The 20,172-nt window shown below is 69.5% G+C and carries 22 protein-coding genes and 1 pseudogene; 18 read left to right on the top strand and 5 right to left on the bottom strand.

Features of this window, described 5'->3' with window-relative positions; genetic code table 11:
* Positions 1-225 precede the first annotated feature (225 nt).
* The 6 genes and pseudogenes from CV755_RS09315 to CV755_RS37120 all read left to right on the top strand — a co-directional run.
* Positions 226-726: an RpiB/LacA/LacB family sugar-phosphate isomerase gene (locus CV755_RS09315; protein ID WP_109279692.1), complete on the top strand. Its 501-nt coding sequence runs from the start codon at positions 226-228 to the stop codon at positions 724-726.
* A complete protein-coding gene (locus CV755_RS09310; RefSeq protein ID WP_109279691.1) occupies positions 716-1,936 on the top strand; it encodes a DegT/DnrJ/EryC1/StrS family aminotransferase in 1,221 nt (406 codons plus the stop codon). The genes CV755_RS09315 and CV755_RS09310 overlap by 11 nt, the downstream gene beginning before the upstream one ends.
* A 6-nt stretch (positions 1,937-1,942) precedes the next feature.
* Positions 1,943-3,739, top strand: a complete 1,797-nt coding sequence (locus CV755_RS09305; protein ID WP_109279690.1) for a B12-binding domain-containing radical SAM protein — start codon at positions 1,943-1,945, stop codon at positions 3,737-3,739.
* On the top strand, positions 3,736-4,509 hold the full coding sequence (locus CV755_RS09300) for a nucleoside phosphorylase (protein ID WP_109279689.1): 774 nt from the start codon (positions 3,736-3,738) through the stop codon (positions 4,507-4,509). Before CV755_RS09305 ends, CV755_RS09300 begins: the two co-directional genes overlap by 4 nt.
* A 106-nt stretch (positions 4,510-4,615) precedes the next feature.
* Positions 4,616-5,494 (top strand): glycosyltransferase family 2 protein, encoded by an 879-nt coding sequence (locus tag CV755_RS09295; protein ID WP_109279766.1) that lies wholly within the window; start codon positions 4,616-4,618, stop codon positions 5,492-5,494.
* A gap of 428 nt (positions 5,495-5,922) precedes the next feature.
* Positions 5,923-6,457: pseudogene (locus tag CV755_RS37120) on the top strand (transposase); the annotation flags it as partial.
* Positions 6,458-6,590: 133 nt separating this feature from the next.
* Here the strand turns inward: CV755_RS37120 and CV755_RS09285 are convergent.
* Both CV755_RS09285 and CV755_RS09280 read right to left on the bottom strand, forming a co-directional pair.
* Positions 6,591-6,971: an acyl-CoA thioesterase gene (locus tag CV755_RS09285; protein ID WP_241561076.1), complete on the bottom strand. Its 381-nt coding sequence runs from the start codon at positions 6,969-6,971 to the stop codon at positions 6,591-6,593.
* Between the two features lie 89 nt (positions 6,972-7,060).
* Complete coding sequence (locus tag CV755_RS09280; RefSeq protein WP_241561075.1) at positions 7,061-8,437, bottom strand: helix-turn-helix transcriptional regulator; 1,377 nt, start codon at positions 8,435-8,437, stop codon at positions 7,061-7,063.
* 1,073 nt (positions 8,438-9,510) lie between these two features.
* On the opposite strand from CV755_RS09280, the gene CV755_RS09275 reads away from it, so the two are divergent.
* The 8 genes from CV755_RS09275 to CV755_RS09240 all read left to right on the top strand — a co-directional run bounded on the left by CV755_RS09275 (position 9,511) and on the right by CV755_RS09240 (position 16,353).
* On the top strand, positions 9,511-10,422 hold the full coding sequence (locus CV755_RS09275; protein WP_109279687.1) for a helix-turn-helix domain-containing protein: 912 nt from the start codon (positions 9,511-9,513) through the stop codon (positions 10,420-10,422).
* A gap of 2 nt (positions 10,423-10,424) precedes the next feature.
* A complete protein-coding gene (locus tag CV755_RS09270; protein WP_109279686.1) occupies positions 10,425-11,114 on the top strand; it encodes a zinc finger domain-containing protein in 690 nt (229 codons plus the stop codon).
* A gap of 120 nt (positions 11,115-11,234) precedes the next feature.
* Complete coding sequence (locus tag CV755_RS09265) at positions 11,235-11,882, top strand: WhiB family transcriptional regulator (protein WP_109279685.1); 648 nt, start codon at positions 11,235-11,237, stop codon at positions 11,880-11,882.
* Positions 11,879-13,408, top strand: a complete 1,530-nt coding sequence (locus tag CV755_RS09260) for an ICP22 family protein (protein WP_109279684.1) — start codon at positions 11,879-11,881, stop codon at positions 13,406-13,408. Before CV755_RS09265 ends, CV755_RS09260 begins: the two co-directional genes overlap by 4 nt.
* Positions 13,405-13,596 carry a hypothetical protein gene (locus tag CV755_RS09255; protein ID WP_109279683.1) on the top strand — a complete coding sequence of 64 codons (192 nt, stop codon included), beginning with the start codon at positions 13,405-13,407 and terminating at the stop codon, positions 13,594-13,596. Before CV755_RS09260 ends, CV755_RS09255 begins: the two co-directional genes overlap by 4 nt.
* Before the next feature lie 94 nt (positions 13,597-13,690).
* Positions 13,691-13,924, top strand: coding sequence for a hypothetical protein (locus CV755_RS09250; RefSeq protein ID WP_109279682.1), 234 nt, complete (start codon positions 13,691-13,693; stop codon positions 13,922-13,924).
* 158 nt (positions 13,925-14,082) lie between these two features.
* Positions 14,083-14,553: a plasmid mobilization relaxosome protein MobC gene (gene mobC / locus CV755_RS09245; RefSeq protein ID WP_241561074.1), complete on the top strand. Its 471-nt coding sequence runs from the start codon at positions 14,083-14,085 to the stop codon at positions 14,551-14,553.
* A gap of 60 nt (positions 14,554-14,613) precedes the next feature.
* On the top strand, positions 14,614-16,353 hold the full coding sequence (locus CV755_RS09240; protein WP_241561073.1) for a relaxase/mobilization nuclease domain-containing protein: 1,740 nt from the start codon (positions 14,614-14,616) through the stop codon (positions 16,351-16,353).
* A 106-nt stretch (positions 16,354-16,459) separates the two neighbouring features.
* Here the strand turns inward: CV755_RS09240 and CV755_RS09235 are convergent, their stop codons facing one another.
* The 3 genes from CV755_RS09235 to CV755_RS09230 all read right to left on the bottom strand — a co-directional run bounded on the left by CV755_RS09235 (position 16,460) and on the right by CV755_RS09230 (position 17,637).
* The gene (locus CV755_RS09235) at positions 16,460-16,882 is read right to left on the bottom strand and encodes a J domain-containing protein (protein WP_109279681.1); all 423 of its coding nucleotides are present in this window, start codon (positions 16,880-16,882) and stop codon (positions 16,460-16,462) included.
* A 102-nt stretch (positions 16,883-16,984) separates the two neighbouring features.
* On the bottom strand, positions 16,985-17,116 hold the full coding sequence (locus CV755_RS36665; RefSeq protein ID WP_277751791.1) for a hypothetical protein: 132 nt from the start codon (positions 17,114-17,116) through the stop codon (positions 16,985-16,987).
* Between the two features lie 98 nt (positions 17,117-17,214).
* Positions 17,215-17,637: an Hsp20/alpha crystallin family protein gene (locus CV755_RS09230; RefSeq protein ID WP_109279763.1), complete on the bottom strand. Its 423-nt coding sequence runs from the start codon at positions 17,635-17,637 to the stop codon at positions 17,215-17,217.
* A gap of 328 nt (positions 17,638-17,965) precedes the next feature.
* On the opposite strand from CV755_RS09230, the gene CV755_RS09225 reads away from it, so the two are divergent.
* From CV755_RS09225 to CV755_RS09210, 4 genes are all read left to right on the top strand, one after another.
* Positions 17,966-18,388: an Hsp20/alpha crystallin family protein gene (locus CV755_RS09225; RefSeq protein WP_109279680.1), complete on the top strand. Its 423-nt coding sequence runs from the start codon at positions 17,966-17,968 to the stop codon at positions 18,386-18,388.
* Between the two features lie 127 nt (positions 18,389-18,515).
* The gene (locus CV755_RS09220) at positions 18,516-18,917 is read left to right on the top strand and encodes a hypothetical protein (RefSeq protein ID WP_109279679.1); all 402 of its coding nucleotides are present in this window, start codon (positions 18,516-18,518) and stop codon (positions 18,915-18,917) included.
* 44 nt (positions 18,918-18,961) lie between these two features.
* On the top strand, positions 18,962-19,486 hold the full coding sequence (locus tag CV755_RS09215; RefSeq protein WP_193553380.1) for a hypothetical protein: 525 nt from the start codon (positions 18,962-18,964) through the stop codon (positions 19,484-19,486).
* 200 nt (positions 19,487-19,686) lie between these two features.
* Positions 19,687-20,094, top strand: coding sequence for a hypothetical protein (locus CV755_RS09210; protein ID WP_241561072.1), 408 nt, complete (start codon positions 19,687-19,689; stop codon positions 20,092-20,094).
* Positions 20,095-20,172: the final 78 nt, after the last annotated feature.

Here is a 20,172-nt window from a genome sequence, read left to right as displayed (position 1 = left end):
CAGCCGTGAAACCGAGCGGATCGATGTGAGAGACCCACTCCGCAAGATCCTGGCTCTGCTCGGGGTGAGCGTAGCCGTGCCCGCGGGGCTGCTGCACCAACAGATCGGCAGCGCCCTCGACGCCGCCTTGGTCACCCCTGCGCCGGTGATTACGGCGGACGCAGCACCGGACACCCGGTGCCCCTGCAACTCATCTCACCCAACTACCGCGCACCCAGGGGGTGCTTGATGGATCAGCTCCGCATAGTCGTCGGCTCGGACAAGGCCGGTTCCGGCTACAAGGACATACTGGCCGCGGATTTACGGGCGCACCATCTCGTGTCGTCCGTGATTGATGTGGGCGGTATCGATGGCCCGGGCTACGCCACCTATCCGGAAGTGGGATTCGCCGCGGCGCAGTTGGTCGCCGAATCCCGTGCGGACCGGGCGCTGCTGGTGTGCCACACCGGTCTGGGCATGGCGATTGCCGCCAACAAGGTCCCGGGTATTCGGGCGGTGACCGCTCACGACTCGCTGTCGGTCCGGCGGTCGGTGCTGTCGAACAACGCGCAGGTGCTCGCATTGGGGCAGGGCGTGGTGGAGCTGGGTCTGGCCCGGCGCCTGGTTGGTGAGTGGCTGACCTATCGCTTCGACGGCGCCTCCTCGGCTGCGGCGAAGGTCGACCTGATCAGCGACTTCGAGCGGCGGCTTGAACTGCGGGCGAGGAGGGTCCGCTATGCCTACTGATCGTGCGACGGTTCCCCGCAGCCATGCTCCTCTTCGCTGGCCTGTGGAGCCTGCTCAGGGCGGCTGGTACACCGATGCCGAAGCCGAGGCCGCCCGCGTGGTGATGGCCGAGTCGTCCGACTGGCGCGTCGGCTGGAAGTCGGCTGAATATGTTGCGGCGTTCGAGGAGGCTTTCACCGCCTTCACCGGAGCCCGCTTCGCCATCGCCTTCAACTCCGGCGGGACCGCGCTGGAGATGCTGCTCCACTACCTCCAGCTGCAACCGGGCGACGAGGTGATCGTCTGCGCGGTGAACTTCGTCGGCCCGCTCATCGCGGTGATCGGCCAAGGTGGCCGGCTCGTCCTGGCCGAACCGGAGCCGGTGACCCTCAACCTCGACCCGGCCGACGCGGAGCGGGTCATCACTTCCCGGACCCGGGCGATCCTGGTCACTCACTGGAACGGCGCCGTCGCCGACATCCGCCCCTTCCTCGAGCTGGCTGACCGGCACCCGAACCCGGTGCACGGACCGCCCGTCGTGATCGTGGACGCGGCCCGGGCGTGCGGCGGGCGCACTCCCGTCGGCGCCCACGTCGGGGCCGAGGGCTGGGCGACCATGTTCAGCTTCGAGTCGAAGAAGCTGATGACGACCTACGGCCAAGGTGGCCTGATCACCACCAATGACCAGGCACTCGCTGAGCAATTGCACTGGCTGCGCACCTACGGCGGGACGGAGCACTGGGGCACCAACCAGATGATGACCAAGGCCCAGGCCGCCGTCGGGCTCGTCCAGCTCTCCCGTCTGGACGAGATGAACGACGCCCGCATCCAACAGGCCCACCGGCGCAACCGCAGCCTGGCCGACATCGACGAACTCACTCTCCCGCCGACTCGCCACGACCGCCGGCACCTGTACTACCGGCACAGCCTCCTCGTCCCCGATGCCTGGGCCGGCGAAGGCCGCGACGAACTCATGGACATCCTCGCCGCCCGGCATGGGCTCGGCAGCATCATCAGCGACCGTCCCCCATACCTCTTCCACCGCCTGATCCGCGACCACACCGCCGGGCAACACTGCCCCCTCGCCGAGAGCCTGACTTCCCGCCTGCTCTGCCCCTGCCTGCACCCCCGAATGAACCCCAGCGACGAAGCCGAGATCACCCAGGTCATCCGGCAGGCCACCGCGCACCTCGCCCGCACGCGCCCCACACTCCGACCACGAAGGGGATGACGTCCCATGTCGGTGCTGAGCAAAGAGATCGACGGCATCCTGGCCCGGGAAATCTCCCTGGCCACCCCCTACGAGCGCAAGAACGCAGCCGGCCTGCTGCGCATGGTCTTCCTCATCCCCTTCGGCCACGCCTTCTCTCTGATGTGCAACGGCCCGATGGGACTGCACGACCTGATCAACCGCACTCCCGACATCCCGGCCGTCGCCGAACGCGCCCTGCAATACGACTGCCTCGTCCGCGACGGCAACCGCCTGACCACCCCCGACGGCGAGCCCTACCGCACCATCGAGTCACCCCGCCCAGTGAACGAGGCCGACATCGTCGGCGTCTCCCTCATCAACTCCGGTGACCTCCACAGCCTGCTCCGCCTCCTCGACCTCGCCGGAATCCCCCGGCGCAGTGCCGAGCGCGTCCCCGGCAGGGATCCGCTCGTGGTCGGTGGCAACCAGGGACTGGCCGATCCGGAACCGCTGGCCGACTACCTCGACGTTGTGGCCATCGGCGAAGCCGAACGCTCGCTCGCCGAGCTCATCCGGATCGTCCACGCCCACCGCCGCACAGGCGGCGGACCCTTGCTCCAAGAGCTGTCCCGCGTTCCCGGCCTGTATGTGCCGTCGATGTACGAATGCGATCTCCTCCCGGGCGGCGGAGTGCAAGCGGTACGCCCCCGCTCCGCGGCTATCCCGTCGGCCGTACATGCCCAGTACCTGAAGGTCGGGGATCTGCACGACGCGCACTTCGTCTACCCCATCACTGACGGCACGGCTGCCGGCGTCCACCCGGTCGTGGGCTGCCTGCACAGCTGCCACTTCTGCAACCTCGGCGTCCCGCCGTTCCGGCAAGCACCCCTGGAGTTGCTGAGCTCCTACATCGACCGCCTCGAACACCATCGCGTACCGAAGATCATCATCAGTGCGCCGACGTTCACCCAGTACCGCCACCGCCAGCAGCTCCTGGACCACATCCGCGCCTACGCCGACCGCGCCGCCGCCCAGGGGCGGAAGGTGACCACGATCATCGGATCGATCCGCGCGGACGAGATCAACGCCGACTACCTCGACGCCGTCACCGAACTCGGTGACTTCGGGCACCTCTTCACTGAACTGCACCTCGCCCAGCCCCGGGGCGTCATCACCATCGCCCCGGAGTGGGCCGCACCCGACCTGGTGGCCCTGTACGGCAAGACCCAGAAAAAAGAGCGGGTGGACCGGGCACTGGACCTGTGCCGCACCAGCGGCAAGGTCAACACGGTCATGCTCTACTTCATTATCGGAGCACCCGGCGAACGCGCAGCCGACCGCCTGGCCGTAGCCGACTACGCCCGCGACGTGCACCAACGCCTCGGCGCGCCGGACGCGAACGTCATCGTCAAGCTCCACCAGTTCATGCCCAAGCCCGGCACTCCCACCCAACGGCTGCGGATGACCGACCCGGACCTGGTCTGGCAATACGGCGAGCAGATCGAGGACCGGCTCCGCGCCCTGGTCGGCGAGCGCGAGTACGCCAACCATTACCGGGTTGAGCAGTTCCCGACCAGCCGCATGCACCTGGAGGTCATCTGCTCGCGCGGCGACCGCCGCATCGGCCACCTCCTGGAAGACCTCTACGACGCGGGCACGGACCTGTCCGCAGTCACCAAAGACCAGCTTGTACAGGCAATGGCCGGGCACGGCCTCGAATACAAGCGCCACTTGCGGCACATGGACGATGCGGTCCTGCCCTGGCACATCCTCAACCACGTCAACCCAGCGGCCGAACAAGAGCTGGCCAAGGCCCTCGCCAAGCGGGAGGCCGCCTCGTGACCAACGCGACCTTCCCTCTCTACCCACACAAGCACACCCTGGCGGCGGTACCAGACCCCAGCGAGCATGCCGTCTGCCTGCGCACCCGCGTCCCCGCAGCGACCCTGGCCAGCACAGCGGGCGTGATCATGCTCTATCAGCGATCCCTCTTCCGGGAGGTTCAGGCGGGCGCACTCGACGGCTGGGTCCGGGGCGACCTGCGACTGTTGGAACACCGAGGCCGCACAATCGGTATCTGCGGCGGCTTCGGTCTCGGCGCCCCCGCCGCGGCCCTTGTGCTCGAACAGCTCATTTCCCTCGGGACCACCCGCGTGATCACCCTGGGGACGGCGGCATCCCTTCAGCCTGATCTGCAAAGCGGCGACGTCGTGGCCTGCCGGTTGGCTCTGCGCGATGAAGGCGTCTCCCATCACTACCTCGCCCCCGCGCGCAGTGTCCGGCCCTCCGCCCGCCTAACCGATCACCTCGTGCACACCCTCCAGTCCCACCATGTCGCGGTCCGCCAGGGGCCGGGATGGAGCACCGATGCGCCGTACCGCGAAACCCACGCCGAGGTCACCCGCTACAGCACCGAGGGAATCCTGGCCGCGGACATGGAAGCCGCGGGCATCTTCGCCGTCGCACAGCACCGCCGCATCGACGCCGCAGCCCTCTTCGTCATCGCCGACTCACTCCTTCACCGCCAGCCCCGCGAGGACTCGCCGGACACCCAAACGGCGCTGCGCACGGTGCTGCGGGCTGCGCTCACTGCTCTCAGCACTGCTCCGTGATCGCCACGGCCGCGGCACGATGTGCATTACGGTGAGGCGTCCCGCAGATGACGTGACGATGGCGCGCCCGCGCCTGCTCGACCCGCAGCAGAAGGACATCACCACCGTGAGCACTGGCGCACCCCGGCCCACGATCGGCGCCGTGGTCCTGACCATGAACGACCGGCCCGACGACTTCCCCAAGGCGATGTCCTCGCTCCTCGCCCAGGAAGACATCGATCTCGACATCGTCGTAGTCGGCAACGGATGCCACCCCGCCCAAGTGCCCGACGGAGTCCGCACGATCACTCTGCCGGAGAACGTCGGCATCCCTCAGGGCCGTAATGTCGGTGCCGAGAACGTTAAGGGCGACTTCGTCTTCTTCTTCGACAACGACGCCGTGCTCCCCACCCGCGACGCCCTGGCCAGACTCGCCGCCGAACTTCAGCGCGACCCGCACCTGGCATACGTCCAGCCGCGCATCGCCGACTCCGACACGGGCGTCACTCTGCGCCGCTGGGTGCCCCGTCTTCGCGCCGCCGACGCCACGCGGCCGGGCACGGTGACCGTCATGGCCGAAGGCGTCGTCATGGTCCGCCGCAGCATCTTCGAACTCGCGGGAGGCTGGCCGGGAAGCTTCTTCCTCTTCCACGAGGGGATCGACCTCTCCTGGAGGTTGTGGGATCACGGGTACACCGGCCTGTACAAGCCCGAGATCATCGTTCACCACCCGGCGACCAACCCGGCCCGCCATGCCACCTTCTACCGCCTCAACGCCCGCAACCGGGTCTGGGTCGCCCGCCGCAACCTGCCCGCATGCCTGATCCCCCTCAACCTCGCCACCTGGATTCTGCTCACCCTGTGGCGCGTCCGCCAGCCAGCCGCCCTCCGGGCCTCCCTGGACGGCTTCCGGGAGGGGCTGCGCAGTGACCCCCGGTATCGAGCACCGATGAGCTGGCGCACCGTATGGCGGCTCACCCGGGCAGGCCGGCCACCGATCTTCTGATCCGGCATCGAGAGGAAAAAGCACGTCGAACAAGCCCGCGCCGCCAGCCTGCACTCCCGACTTGGCCATGCCCGTCAGTGACGAAGGTCTTTTCTTCGCAGCCGGTTTGCAGCCAACGGTCCGGGGCATCGGACCGTTCCGGCAGGGCGTACCCGCCTTCGGCATGTCGTCATCGAGCCACATTCGGTCGGGCATGAACTCGTGTCGGCGGACCTACTCGAACGCGGCCCGAAGCTATGGCCGCAGCCGCTGTCCAGCGCTTGGCGCCATGTCAAATCCGCGATCTAGCCGCTCCAGACCACTACCCTGCGGCCTTTGTCCGCTTGTGGCTCTCCACGGGAGTCACCACCCCACTCGACACCCACCGCGCCCACAAAGAGCGCAAGTTCCGGCATCCGGGCCAGCGGCGGCTGCCGGACCGGCAGGTGCTGTGCGGGATCCTGTATGTGCTGCATACCGGGATCCAGTGGGAGTACCTGCCCTAGGAGCTAGGCTTCGGCTCAGGCATGACGTGCTGGCAACGGCTGCGGGACTGGAAACTGGCGTCCTGCAGCAGCTCCACGAAGCACTCCTGGCCGAGCTCAACGCGGCACTGAAACTGGACTGCTCACGCGCCATTGTCGACTCCAGCCAGGTAAGGGCCCCGCGTCGGGAATCCCGCCGCAAACCGGACACGCCTTTGCCGACCGGGGCTACGACCACGACATCTGCCACGACCGACTCCGCGAACGACGCGTCATACCCACGATCGCCCAACGCGGAACCCGCCACGGCACCGGACTGGGCACCTGCAGATGGCGAGTTGAGCGCACCCCCACCTGGCTTTACGGCTTCAAACGCCTCCGCATCCGCAGGGAATGACGAGCCGACATCCACGAAGCCTTCCTCCGTCTGGCCGGCTGCCTCATCGAGGTCGTCATCACGCGCCACTTGAACGCTTCGACTCCACGCACCTCGCTCTGAGCGAGGAGAGGCTGGCCGCCGTGATCGCGCGCTGCACCGCTGCGGACTGATCCGGCTGGTTCCGCGCGGGAGTTACGGCGCTCTCCACCTCGTGCGACTGGGCTACGTTCGAATGCGCTAACCGAAGTGCCGTTCAGGACTTGGTGTATCGCGATAGGAAGGCGCGTTCATCGTCCGAGAGTCGGCGGGGCCGTCCAGTGTTGAGGTTGTAAGCGACGATCGTGGTCGTCGCTTCCGCATACAGCTGATCGGCGTCGCGGATCTCGTAGCCGAGTTCAAAACTGGCGGCAGCACCCTTGACGACCCAGACGTGCACATCGACGGGCTCATCCCGGTACTGCAGGGGTGCCCGGTAATCAACGATCGAGCGGGCGACGACGAACGCCTTCTGGCGGCGGCCTTCTTCGTCGGTGGGGAGCACCTCCGCGAACATGCGTGTGCGTGCTTCCTCCATGTACTGGAGAAACAGCGCGTTGTTGATGTGTCCGTAGGCGTCGGCGTCGGCCCAGCGCAACGGGCAGGTATACGTGTAGCGGTGCAACGGAAAGACTTTCTACGAAGGGTCGGTCGCAGGGCGGCGGCAGCGTGAAACCGAGCTGCGGCTCACCTTAGGCTGGCCACATCTTCGCAGCCGGGCCGCAGGTGGTCAGGCTCAGACAATTCCGCCTGGATTTCGCGGAGCAGGCACTGCTCCTCATGGAGTTCACCGAGGAGCTGCTCGATGCGTGAGGCGGCTGCGTCGCGGGGACCCGGCAATGCCAGCCGGGTCAGAGCCTTCAACTCCGCCCGGGCCTCCGCTTGTAGAGCACCCCTCGGTACGCGTGCAATCACCGTGGCGGGTGACACCTTCGTGACGCCCCATTCCCCAGGGGCCTCTTCGACGGCCCACACCACGTTGCGCTGAGTTGGCGAGAGGGTCAATTGACAGTCGGACGCCACAAGGCGGCTGAGAGCCGGCAGGGGGATACCCCCCTTTCCGGCCTGCGCTGCGGCCTTGTCCGGGTTCTCCACCACAAGGCGGGCGGTGGCCACCTTGGCGGCACGACGCCGTTCGGCCTCGGCGATCCGTTCCTGGGCCCTGTCCCGCTCGTGTTGGGCGTTGTGGGTTTCGTTCGCCCAGGCGTTGCGCACGCCGCCCAGCGCATCCCGCTGGCTGTCTGATTCAGCCTCAGCCTCAACCCACGTCATGACTACGAATTTACAGTCGGGCATGATCGCGGGGTACGCCACGTGGCTAACGATCTCGATCGTCCGCCAGCCCAGCGTCGGCACGGTGGCGAGGAAGACATGCCCATCGCGGTGTTCCACCAGGTCGTCGTCCGATTCCCAGATGTGCTGGACGTCAGGGTTCCTCCTGACGTCCTTGATCAGTTCCTGGAGATCCGCGTCATCGCCGTGGGTAGTGAGCGCGAAGCGGAGCATCCGCACGAAGACCGTGGCGTGCTTGTGCCAGTCGTGGTAGGTAGCGCGCCCCTCGGCGGTTGTGAGGGCCCAGCGGATCAGGTTGGCCCGGGGCTCCATAACCCAGGGCCACAGTTCGGCCATGGCCTGGTTGTACGCAAGGATGTTCCAGTTGCGGTCCGATAGGTAAGTGGGGCTGGGCATCTGACCGTCCATAAGCAACCGCAACGCGGACGGCACTTCCTGGCGGCCCTCCGCCGGTGTCCGAAGATAGGTGCCCACATTGTGCAGGAGCAGGGCGTGTCGCTCTTCTTGGTCGAGGCCCAGCACCTCGGCCAAGGACTCGCACTGGGCCCGGGTGAACCGCGGCGTCGCACCGCGCTCGATGTTGCGGTAGGTCCTGACGCTGATGCCTAGGGCCTTCGCGGTAGTCGGCTGGATGAGGCCGGCGGCCTTGCGCCACCTTTTCAGCATCGCGCCAAAGCCCATGTACTGACCGGCGACTCCGTCGGGCCGTACTGCGAGGACCTCCTTCCCAACAGCGTCGTTGCTGCCGTCGGTCCGCATCTGCGCGACCATCAGCCCTCGCTCTCGTGTCATCGACCTAGCGGGGTGAACCCGAATTCGGGCATGAAAAAGAGGGCAGCCTAATCGCTAACCCCCACCCCTGTCCTGTCTCGGTAGACGATACGCAGGATTCAAATGATCTTGACCGCTGGCTCCACCAACCATGCACCCCCCGGAAATGCCCAGTTCAAGGACGAGCAACACAACACATCGGCACCAATCCCCCGTAAACGGACAGACTCCCCCTCCAGCCTCGACTGAGGCTACGAAAGCGGCAAATGTTTGCCGCTTTTCCCCTTCCGCCTCTCAGCCCGGTCTAGACCACGCCGGCGGACACATTCCTTCGCCCGACAGAACTCCTCATTTCGCTTCCCCCGCAAGCAACTTACGACCCATCCGGCAGGTGGATATGCATGTACCGCCCAAGCAATCTATTCGCATAAACAGGACAAAAGGAAGTCGTTGACGCCCTCTTGTCGGCTTGACTTAAATCCTCCTACCAGCCGGCACAGCGAACAGGCACAGCTTGAGACACAGGGGGTCGAGTGAAGATCATCTCCGGAATGCTCGGAGCGATCCGCCTGCTGCCCGTGTTTCGGTCGACTGCCTCCACCCCAGGTGCAGGCGCCCTTCCACTGCGACCTGTGGAGAGTTCTTGAACAAGGTCTGGATCTTGAAGCGGGTCACGCATATGTTCGTCGTCCCTCGCCGGGCACCTGGCCCGGCAGCCGACGGCACGAGGAGCGATACGCGAGACACGCATTCCAGCCGGGCCGCATAGGCCCGGAAACAGCGACGGCGCCCAAGGAGCTGTAACTCCCGGACGCCGAGCGCCAAATGGCACTCCTGCCCCTGCCAGGGCGGAGATTTACCCACCGTCACCGCACCGGCCCTTTCCACGGGGCACACCGGCGCGGGTTTCACCACGAAGGAGAGTGTTGCATGCCTTCTGCCCTACGCAAAAGGCCCGGCATCCCGGCCTGTGCGGCAGGCCCCTACCCCTCGATGCCCACTCAGCCCGGCCGTGAGCGCGCCACGACGGCCTCGGCGGGCCTCCGGTATCGCGTCGTAGGCGGGAGCGGCCGATGAGTGTCGATGCCCGCGAGTGGGGGTGGGAGCACAGCTCCAGCCGGGGAGTGGCGCGTCTGGTCCTGCTGTCGATCGCCGACCGCGTGCCGGACGGACAGTGCGTCGCCTGGGCTTCCCTGGCAAGCCTGATCCAGCGCACGAATGCCTCCCGTACCGCCGTGCGGACCGCGCTCATAGCGCTCGCCGAGAGCGGTGAGCTGGAGCTGCTCGATGACCTGGAGGGCCCGCAGCGCGCCACGGTCTACCGCCTGCCGCGTGCCGCCGCGTGGCTGGCCAAGGTCGCGGCGGCCAAGAAGGACGACCCCGACGCCTACGTCGAGCCCCCTGCGGACACGGACCCGGTCCCCGAGCTGGACGAGGAGGCGAAGAGGAGGCTGCGGCGGTACGGAATCTGGCCCAAGAAGGGTACGGAATCCGACCCGTCCCGGCGGAATCCGACCGGTGCGGAATCTGACCCCTCGCGACGGATTCCGACCCCTCGACGTGTCGGAATCCGCACCAAGGAAGGTACGGATTCCGTACCCCAGAACCAAAGTGAACCGAAGGTGAACCGTAAAGGCAGCAGTAGTGGTGGGGCTGCCGTCACCTCGGCCAGCGAGTGGCAGGTCGACCCAGCCAGCCACACCTGGGCCCGACAGCAGGGACACCTCGATCGCCTCGGCGAGGCGGGGCTGCAGGCCGCCGACGCCAAATGGCGGGCCCACCGGGCCGACTTCAAGCCCCGATCGGCGGCGGCCTGGGCTGCCGACTGGCGGTCCTGGGTGGCCCGCGAGCACGCCCCGGCCCGCCCGAATCCCTCCGCCCCGCCCGGCAGCAACGGCGCCGCCCCGGCAGGCATGACCCGCGCCGAGGCGCACACCGCCGCCCTCCTCGCCGCCCTGGGCGAGCCGACCGGAACGGAGCAGTAGCCGTGGACCGCCGCGAAATCGCCGCCCTGCTGGCCTACATCGGCCGGCTCGACCCCCGCACCATCCGCACCGACCAGGGCGAGGCCCGAGACCAACTCGCCCAGTGGCACGAGCTGCTCGGCGACGTGCCGATGGCCACCGCGCACGGCTGGGATGCCCGGGTCGCCGCCCGCCAGCACATCCGCACCTCGCCGTACCAGATCGTCCCCGCGGACATCGCCCGCCCGTGGGAGAGCTACCGGCGCGACCGCCTGGACCGGCACACCGACCCCCTCCCGTCCGCTGACCCGGACGACCACGCGGCCTGGACCGCCGAACTGGTCGGCACCCGGCGCGCCGTGGCCTCGGGCACCGCGGCACCCGCCCACCACCGGCAGCTGACCAGCGGCCGGTTCAACCCGCAGCTGGAAGCGCGGCTGAAGGAGATCGGCTCCTGCATCCCGCCGCACGCCCGAGCCGCCCTGGCGCCCTACCGGCCCGCCCGCGCCGCCCGGGAGGCGGCCATCGCCGCAGGCCAGCCCGACGCGCTCTCGGTTAGGTGCGAGTGGTGCCACGCGCAAGCAGGCGAGCCGTGCCGCCGCCGGCGCATCGGCCCCGACGGCGGAGCACGCGGCAACGCCCCGCGCGCCACCCCGCACCCCGGCCGCTTCGACCTCGCCGCCGCCCAGCAGGCCCAGCTGGCGATGGCCTGACCGGCGCACCCGCCACCGTCCCGCCCGGCTGCGGCCCCCCGCTCCGCACCGCAGCCGGCACCGAGGTCGCGTCCACCCGCCGCCCAGCGCGGCCGACGCGGCAGTACATCGGAGACCGCCTTGCGCTACATCACCACCCACCACGCGCCGGCCACCGGCCTGCGCGGCATCGGCGACACCAGCTGGCAGCCCCGCGGCGCGTGCTACGGCATGGACGTCGAGGACGCCGACGCCACCTTCTTCCCCCTGCCCCGGCAGCACCAGGCCATCGCCGAGGCCAAGGAGCTGTGCGCCGCCTGCCCGGTTCGCCGCGAATGCCTCAACTACGCCCTGGAAAACGACTTGAAAGAGGGCATCTGGGGCGGGCTGACCGCAGCCGAGCGCCGCCCCTGGCACAAGGGGCTGGAGCAGCGTCTCGACTACACGCGGGTGCTGGCGGTCTTCAACGGGCGCGATGTGCACCTCACCGAGGCCGAACGGCAGAACGTCATCGACCACGCCTACGCCCGAGGCTGGCATGCCGACCGGCTCGCCTTCACCTTGCAGATCGGCCGCAAGCACGCCCAGGAACTGCTGCGGGAGGCCGCCGACAAGGTCTTCGCCCGGGACCGCAACTTGGGTGTGCCCCCAAGTCCCAAGAAAAAGAAGAGGAAGCCGCAGGCACCGACGACGAGCCAGCCGGCGTCTGCTGAGCCCGCCCGGGAAGAGCCGGTGTTCCGTCCGGTGAAGCCGACCTCCGCGCACGCCCCCTTCGGAAAGGCCGTATGACCCACCCCGCCCATGCCCTCGGTGCCATCCTGGACCTGCCCCTGCTCACCATCGGCGTCCCCGTCGCCCTCCTGGCGCTGGCGTTGACCGGCTTGGCGATGCGCCACCGCGGAAGGCGCCCGCAGAATCGTTCGCGCAGCCTGGCGGTCACGGTCGCCGCCCTCGCCGCGCTGGGCTGCACCGCCTACAGCGCGGACACCAGCTGGGCCTTCGCCGCCGACTACCTGAACATGGCCGGCACCGCCGAGCGCAGCGCGATGTTCGGCGCCGCCGAACTGGCACTCTTCGCAACCGCCTTGATGGCCCGGGAGAACCTGGCCGCCCAAGGGGCGCCGGGGCTGCCGGGCACCCTGGTCTGGGTCGTCACCGGCGTGCAGGTGATCCCCGCCTACGCCGAGAGCGGCCCTGTCGGCGGCACGGTCCGCGCCTTCGTCGGCCCGGTCATGGCGGCGATGCTGTGGCACCTGGCCATGGGCATCGAACTGCGGCTGCGCACCCCCGGCGCCGCCTCCCACGGGCTGATCGCCACGCTGGGCCGGGAGGCGCGCGAGCGGCTGCTGTCCCGCCTCGGCATCGCCGCCCGGGACCGCGACGCCGCACAGATCACCCGCGACCGCGCCACCGCCCGCGCCGTCACCCTCGCCACCCGCCTCGCCGAACGCACCCCCAAGCAGCAACAGAGCCGAAGCGGACGGCGCCTGACACGGAAGCTGTCGAAGGCGATCGGCCGGGCCTCGGTCGGCACGGACCCCATCCAGCGCGCAGCCCTGCTCGACCAGCTCGCCGCGCGCCGGCACGCACTCGCGCTCGCCACGGTCCCCCTGCCCTCCCCCTGGTCCCCGCACGATGGCGGCGAGAGCACCGCCACGGTCCCGCCGTCGAACAGCGGAACCACCGCGGTCCCCATCGACGGTCCCCACGCCGACACCGAAGCACTCGGGGACCGGGAACCGCTGGAGCGGGGACCGGTCCCCCAGACCGCCCCCGATGCGAGCGGAAAGGCGCTCCCCGAAGCCGGGGACCGTGACGCGGGCACCGGGGACCGGGACCGCGCCGCGGGGACCGAAGCCCTCAAGCCGGACTCCGGTCAGGTCCTCGATGGCGGCGAGGGGACCGGCCAGCCCGCGGACGAATCCCCTGGTCAAGCCCCTGACGGGCACCGGGGACCGGAGGGCGCCGAGTCGGGGACCGACCCCACCGGGGACCGGGGACACACGGTCTCCCTGCGGCAGAAGCCGAGCACGAAGGCCAAAAGCAAGAGCAAGCGCAGCGGACCGTCCCGCACCCCGCGTACGCAACGTCCCTCGCGGGAGCTGCAGGAGTCCGTGGACCAGCTCGTCCAGCAAGTCCGCCCGCACGTCCCCGAGCTGCTCGCCCGGGACGGCAACGAGGCCGTCACCCGCGTCCAGCTGCGGGAGATCCTCCGGCGCGAGGGCCTCACAGGCGGCCGGAACGACCGACTCAGCCTCGTTCTCCAGCAACTGCGGAGCGAGACGACCAGCACGACAAGGAGCACCACCCGATGAAGACCTGCCGCCAATTCGCCATCACCCGCAACGGCTACGAGCGGGAGATCCAGATCCTGAGCTCCCACTCCGAGCGCCACGCCGACAAACCGTCAGGGAAGGCCAGCGCGAAGCGCGCGATCACGACGAGGGAGCAGATGGCGAGGGCGCTCAGCAGCCACGTCGGGCGCTGCCCCGAGTGCGGCTGAACCGGCCAAAGCAGCAGCACAAAGCCCCTATCCGTACACGGTGGCCCGGCTTCGCGCCGGGCCACCGCCCCTCTCATGCCACAGGAGTTTCACCATGACGACCGCGTCTGCGCCCGACCGCTTCGAGGACCGCTTGGTCTGGGCCTTCATGCACACCTTCCTGACCTATGGCGTCCTCCACTCGGCCGTCGACGGCCCGGACGGGCAATGGTTCGTCCAGATCCATCCCACCGAGCGCGTTCATCACCTCACCGACGCGGAGGACGCCTTCGACTTCGTGCTCGACATCCTGGAGATCATCCACACCGCCCAAGTAGGCGGGCAGTGACGACCCCGCACACCACCCCCGCTTCAGACGACAGTTCGCCGAACTCCAACTCGACCGCGGGGCGAGCAAGTTATCGGCCAAGACACTCTTCCCCGTCGGGGAAGCGCGCCTTGGCCAAGCCCGCCCCGGGGGTGGCGGGAGCGGACCAGCACCGGGGGGTGCTGGTCCGCGAGGCAGCGACCGAGGGCGGATCGCAGCCGGAGGAGACGCCTTCACCGCGCAAGCCGCGCGCCGCGAAGAAAGCCTCGCGCAAGCGCTCACCCAAGCCGCCCACGCACAAGCGTGATTACGTCTGCAGCGTCCGCTTGAACGACGATGAGAAAACCCTGCTCAGCGCTGCCGCCACCGCGACCCGTACGAGCCTGCCAGGCTTCCTCGCCCGCAGCGGTCTCGCCGCCGCTCACGACCTCGACAGCACCGCCGCCGCCATCGCCGGCCACCGCGAGCTGATCGCCGAGCTGTTCGCCGCTCGCCGGCACCTCGGACAAGTCGGCAACAACCTCAACCAGATAGCCCGGGCCATCAACTCCGGTGGCCAGCCAGCGGAAATCGACGCGGTCGTCGCGGCGGTCCAGCGCGCCGTGACCCGCGTACAGGCAGCCACAGATCGACTGCTGGACCAGCGCTGACCTGGCTGCCCCTCAACGCCCCGCATCCCGCCACTTCCAGCAACCACCTCGGACTGCAGCATGATCCCCCGGATACAAAAGCGCGGGCAGCGCACCATCGGTCTCCTCTCCTACCTCTACGGGCCCGGGAAGCACGAGGAGCACATCGACCCGCATCTGGTCGCCTCGTGGGACCACAACGCTCCCGACCCCGGCCGCGACCCGTCTGCCACCCTCAAGCAGCTCCAGCAGCTCCTGGACCAGCCCGTCGAGAACATCGACCAGGCCAAGCGGCCGAAGAAGCACGTATGGCACCTGTCCGTCCGCAACAGCGCCGAGGACCGGATCCTGACCGACGAGGAGTGGGGCGAGGTGGCGCGCCGGATGGTCGCCGCAGCCGGTATCGACGATCCCGAACAGGGAGCGGGCTGCCGGTGGGTGGCCGTCCGGCACGCGGATGACCACATCCACATCGTCGCCACGCTTGTCCGTGAGGACGGCTACAAGCCTGACCTCCACCACGACGCCGCCCGGGTCCAGGCCCAGGCCCGTGTCCTGGAAGTGGAGTTGGGCTTGCGCCGTCTTCACAAGGGCGATGGCACCGCAGCCCAGCGGCCCACCAGCGCCGAGCGGCACAAGGCCGAGCGCCAGGGCCGGGAGCGCACCGCGCGGGAGGAGCTGCGTGAGACGGTGCGGCGCGCGGTGGCCGGTGTGACCAGCGAGAGCGAGTTCTTCGAGCGGTTGGCCGCCGCCGGCCTGCTGATCCGCAAGCGGGTCGCCCCCTCCGGTGACCTGCTCGGGTACAAGGTCGCTCTCCCCGATGACCGCAACAAGGACGGCGAACCGGTCTTCTACCCCGGCGCCCGCCTGGCCCCTGATCTGTCCCTGCCGCGCATCCGGGAGCGTTGGTCCGCCGACGCTCGCGACCAGGACGTCGCGCCCCCGCAGGCGCCCGCCCCTGCGGGGCCGAGCGGCCCGGCCGGCGCCCGCAGGCGGGCGGCCTCGGCCGCGTGGGCGGCGGTGCTGGTCATCGAGCACGGCGACGACGCGGTCGCCGCCGCGTACATCGCCGCCGCCGGGGAGGTTCTGGACGCGCTTGCGAAGACCTCCGCCGCTCACACCCGGCGCGAATTGCGCGAGGCTGCCTGGGCGTTCGAGCGTGCCTCCCGCTCCCATGTCCGTGCCGAGCGCGGTCACGACCGGGCGCTGCGGCAGGCCGCGCGTGACCTCGTCCGCGGCGGGCCGGCGCTGGGCCGGGGCGAGGATGGCGCGACCACCGCGATGGCGATCGACATGCTGTTCTTTCTCATCACCGCCGCCGCCCACTGGCATGCGAAGAAGAACCATGCCCAGCAGGCTGCCGCCGCCCGCCAGGCCGCCGAGCACCTGCGCGCCGCTTACCAGGCCGCAGCCGCCCAGCCGCTGGGGGCCCTGTACCAGCGCGGTCGGCGCCTGGGCCGGGCGTTGCGGCAGCGGCAGACGGCGGTGCTGCGCGAGGCGCTGCCGGAGCTGGCCGAGCGGATCCTCGCCGAGCCCGGCTGGTACGCGCTCGCCGCCACCCTCGCCGACGCCGAGGCCGCTGGCCATGACCCGGCCGCCCTGCTCGCCGACGCCGCCGGGCGGCGGGAACTGGACACGGCGGCCTCCGTCAGCGACGTCCTGGTGTGGCGGCTGCGCCGGGCAGCCGATCTGCCTGCGGATACCACCGGCATGGCGGCCGAGGGGCAGCCCCTGCAGGGCTCGCCGAACCGTACGGGCCGGGCGGCCGGAGTCGGCCACAGCGCCCCGGCGCGGCAGGACCGTCACGGCCCGCGTCATTGACCCGGCATGCCTTGACGGGCCAGTCGGCTTCGACCGGTAAACCGGTCACGAGTCCCCGCCGCACGGGCTCAGGGCAGCCGGGCGGTTGGCGCTGGTGCGGGATGGTTCACAGCCAGGGAACCTCTATCCGGAGCCATCTGAGGATCTGCTCGGACAGGTCGTGTGCAGTCCAAAGGAGTACCGGGTAGCCGTCGGAGCTGTATCCGCTGGGCGCCCTGCCGGTGAGGCTTGGCCCGGGGCTGCGGTGCACACGAACGGGTATCGGCTGGCCCGAGCCCTGGGGCCGGCTCGGCGTGCCGCGGCGGGCGCGGTCGGCGTCGTAGGCGGCACGCTGCCGCGGATCGTGGAGAACGTTGTAGGCGGTTACGACGGCGGCGAAGGCGTCGTGCGTCGCCGCTGCGGCGTCTGCGGTATCGGGGTGCAGGCTGCGTACCAGGCGCCGGTATGCGGTGGTGATCTGCTGGCCGGAGGCAGACGGCGATACGCCGAGCACCGCGTAGTGGTCCGTGAGCGGGCGCTGGCCGGGCATGACCCTCACCTCCCTTGCTGCCAGTGTGCCCCCGCCAGCGCCGGGGGGTGCTTAATGGTGTCCGGGATGCCTGTTCGGCACTGGTGGGAGCCGCCGGGAGACTCAGCTCTGTTCGCCTACGATGCGGCTGAGCGCCGTCCGGCTGTGGTGGTAGCGCCGCAGGTCGGCCCATCCATGTCCTCGGCGGCCTCGCTCGGCGGCCAGGGGTATCAGCAGCCAGGCGATCGCGTCCACACATACCTCCTTCTTCGACTCGCGTCGCTGAGGGCCGAAGGTCGGCTCGCCGCCCGTGACCGGGCCTGGCCACGGGCGGCGAGCCGCCTTGATCGGGGTCAGGCGTGCAGTTCCTTGGCGCGCTCCCCGCCGCTGATGGCGATCTTGCGCGGCTTGGCCTGCTCGACGACCGGGATGCGCAGGGTCAGAACACCGGCGTCGTACGAGGCGTCGATGTGCTCGGTGTCCAGGGAGTCACCCAGGAACAGCTGCCGGGTGAAGGTACCCGAGGGCCGCTCGGCGGCCAGGACGTCCCCGTCCTGCGGCACCGTCGGCTTGCGCTCCGCGCGCACGGTCAGCACGTTGCGCTCGACATTCAGGTCGATGGAGTCCACTGCGACGCCGGGCAGGTCGAAGCGGACGAGGAACGAGTCGTTCTCGCGCCAGGCGTCCATCGGCATCACCGAGGGACGGGCCGCGGTCCTCAGCAGCTGCTGGGTCAGACGGTCGAGGTCACGGAAGGGATCGGTACGCATCAGCATCGTCGTCATCGCCTCCTTGTCACCGTTGGGATCCGGGCCGATGCTCAGTTCCGACACCACCCTTATATAGCCCACCTCTATGAAGTTGACAACTTCCGACTCAACTTTGGGAAATCCTCGCCGGAAGGACGGCGGGGCGCCGACTCTCGTGAGTGGCAGGGACCTGCTACTGAAGGACGGACAGCGCACCGCCAAGCACGCGCAGCGCACGCGACCGGGCAGTGGTTGCCAAAGCGCCGGACAGGGTCGTATATGGATTGGTGGGTGCGCTCCGCGGAAGCCGCCCCGCAGCAGAGTCGCAGTCACTGTCCGGAAGGAGTGACCCGAGATGCTGATGCGTACCGATCCCTTCCGTGACCTGGACCGACTTGCCCAGCAAGTGTTCGGCACCGCGGCCCGGCCGGCCATGCCGATCGACGCCTACGAGGCCGACGGCGCCTTTCTGATCCACTTCGACCTGCCCGGGGTCGATCCTGGCAGCATCGACCTTGGCGTCGAGCAGAACGTGCTGACGGTGCGGGCCGAGCGCCCGTCCCCGCAGCCGGACGACCGCGAGATGGTGGTGGCCGAGCGTCCGTATGGCACCTTCAGCCGACAGCTGTTCCTCGGCGAGACTCTGGAGACGGACAAGATCGAGGCCAGTTACGACGCCGGGGTGCTCACCGTGCGGATCCCGGTCGCCCAGGCGGCCAAGCCCCGCAAGATCGAAATCAGCAGGGGCGACAGCGGGGCCCAGCAGATCACCAGCTGACCGCAGCCGCGCCGGACCGGGCCCGGCGCTTGTTCAACCAGGCCACGGTCCGGGCCGTCGCACGCGGCCTCTAGGGCCATGGCAGCCGCCCACGTCCGTCGCGCTACCTGCGGAGGAGGTGGACACAGTGATCACCGAACTGGCAGTGGAACGCGTCAAGTTCACCTGCGGCCAGTGCTGGCACGAGTGGAGCACCGACTACGACGTCCAGCACTACCGCGACGACACCGGCCACGAGTGGGAGTACTTCTCCAAAGACGGCATCGCTGTGGCCTCCCCCTACACTCCGGCCGGAGCCCCACCGTGCCCGCGGTGCGGCCGTCACTGGGTGGGCAGGCTCCTGGCCCGCCGGCCGATCCCCACACCGCCCGGACCTGCCCGGACACCGCGGGAGAAGATCGAGGCCGGGCACCGCCCCGAGCGCCAGACGGCACCACTGCTCGGCGCCTCCGCCCACACCCAGCCCACCCCTTCCATGCCCTCGGAGCATCAGCCGGGCCCGGAGGCGTCCACGCAGGGGCCACGGTGACCGGCGGGAGGTGACGCACCGCGCAGAAAGGGAGGTGTGCGGTCATGGCCGAACTCTCAGTCCGTGCGGACGAATTGGTCGTCCGGCTGGCCTGGTGGGAGAAGGCCGCCGCCAGGCGCGGGAACGTGCGCGTGCCGCTGGCGGCCGTGGAGAAGGTGTCGGTCCAGCCCTGGTGGCGCGCCCTGCGCGGCATGCCGGGCCGCGGCCTGTGGATGCCGGGCACCCTGTCCGTAGGCGTGCGCGAGCTTGGCGGGGCGCAGGACTTCGTCGTCCTGCGGCCCCGGCAGGGGGCGGCGGCCTGCATTGACCTGCGCCCGGGTTCCGCGCCGTTCGCCCGCATCGCCGTCTCCGGTCCTTGTCCCCAGGCCACTGTCGCCACCGTGCGCACGGCCAGAAGCCGTCAGGAGTGCTCGCGCCCGGCCGCCGCCGCAGACCCTGAACCGGATGACGCACCGAAGAACGCGACGGGGCAACCGGTGTTCACGCCACGGCCCGCCACCGTCATCGCCACCACTGGCTGGCCCGTTTTCGTCCGGCTGGCCTCTGCGGCGACCTCGCGATGCTGGTAGCCGCGTGCCACGGCCTGTGCGTGGCCCGACGGGCAACAGCCAGGTGGACGGGGCTCGCGCGCTCTCCTCGACTGTGGACTTTGTGAATTGAACGAGCGAGCGAGCCTCGGGCACGATCATGACGCGTGCAGGACGGGACGAGGGAGGACGCGAGGGTGTTTGGCCGGATACGACGCCGCCGGGAGCAGGAGTTCAGCGAGATGCAGCGCCAGCACTACGAGGCGTGGCTGCGGATGGATGGCCAGGTACCGCCGGTCGTCCAGACGCAGACGGCCGAGCAGCCCGTCGAACCGGAGCCGGTGCCGATGGTGGACGACTTCCTTCCGCCGGAACTGCGTGTCCCCAGCCACGACCAGCTTGAAGGCCGGATGATGCCCTGGCCATGGCCCATCGTCCTGGACGGCGAGGTCGTCGCCTGCGCCGAATGCGGCGCGTACCGGGACTGGCTCATCCTCTCCACCCGCGACCAGGTCTGGCTGCGCTGCCGGGACGGCCACCAGCAGCACGAGATGCGGCTCGACACCGCCTGGTACAACCGGCACGCCGGCCCCGGGGACGCGATCCACGCGACGTTCGAGGACGGCCTGCGCCACCTCGGCCACCGCTGACCCCCCACCCCCCTTCGACCCCCTTCCCGGGCCCCACGGGCCCACACTGCCCAACCGTCACCGAGCACCAAGGGGTCA

Origin of the sequence: Streptomyces orinoci, assembly GCF_003121295.1 — a bacterium.
GTDB lineage: Bacteria > Actinomycetota > Actinomycetes > Streptomycetales > Streptomycetaceae > Streptomyces > Streptomyces orinoci.
Note: the sequence above shows the minus strand (reverse complement) of the source record. Positions and strands in the feature narration are given on the sequence as shown.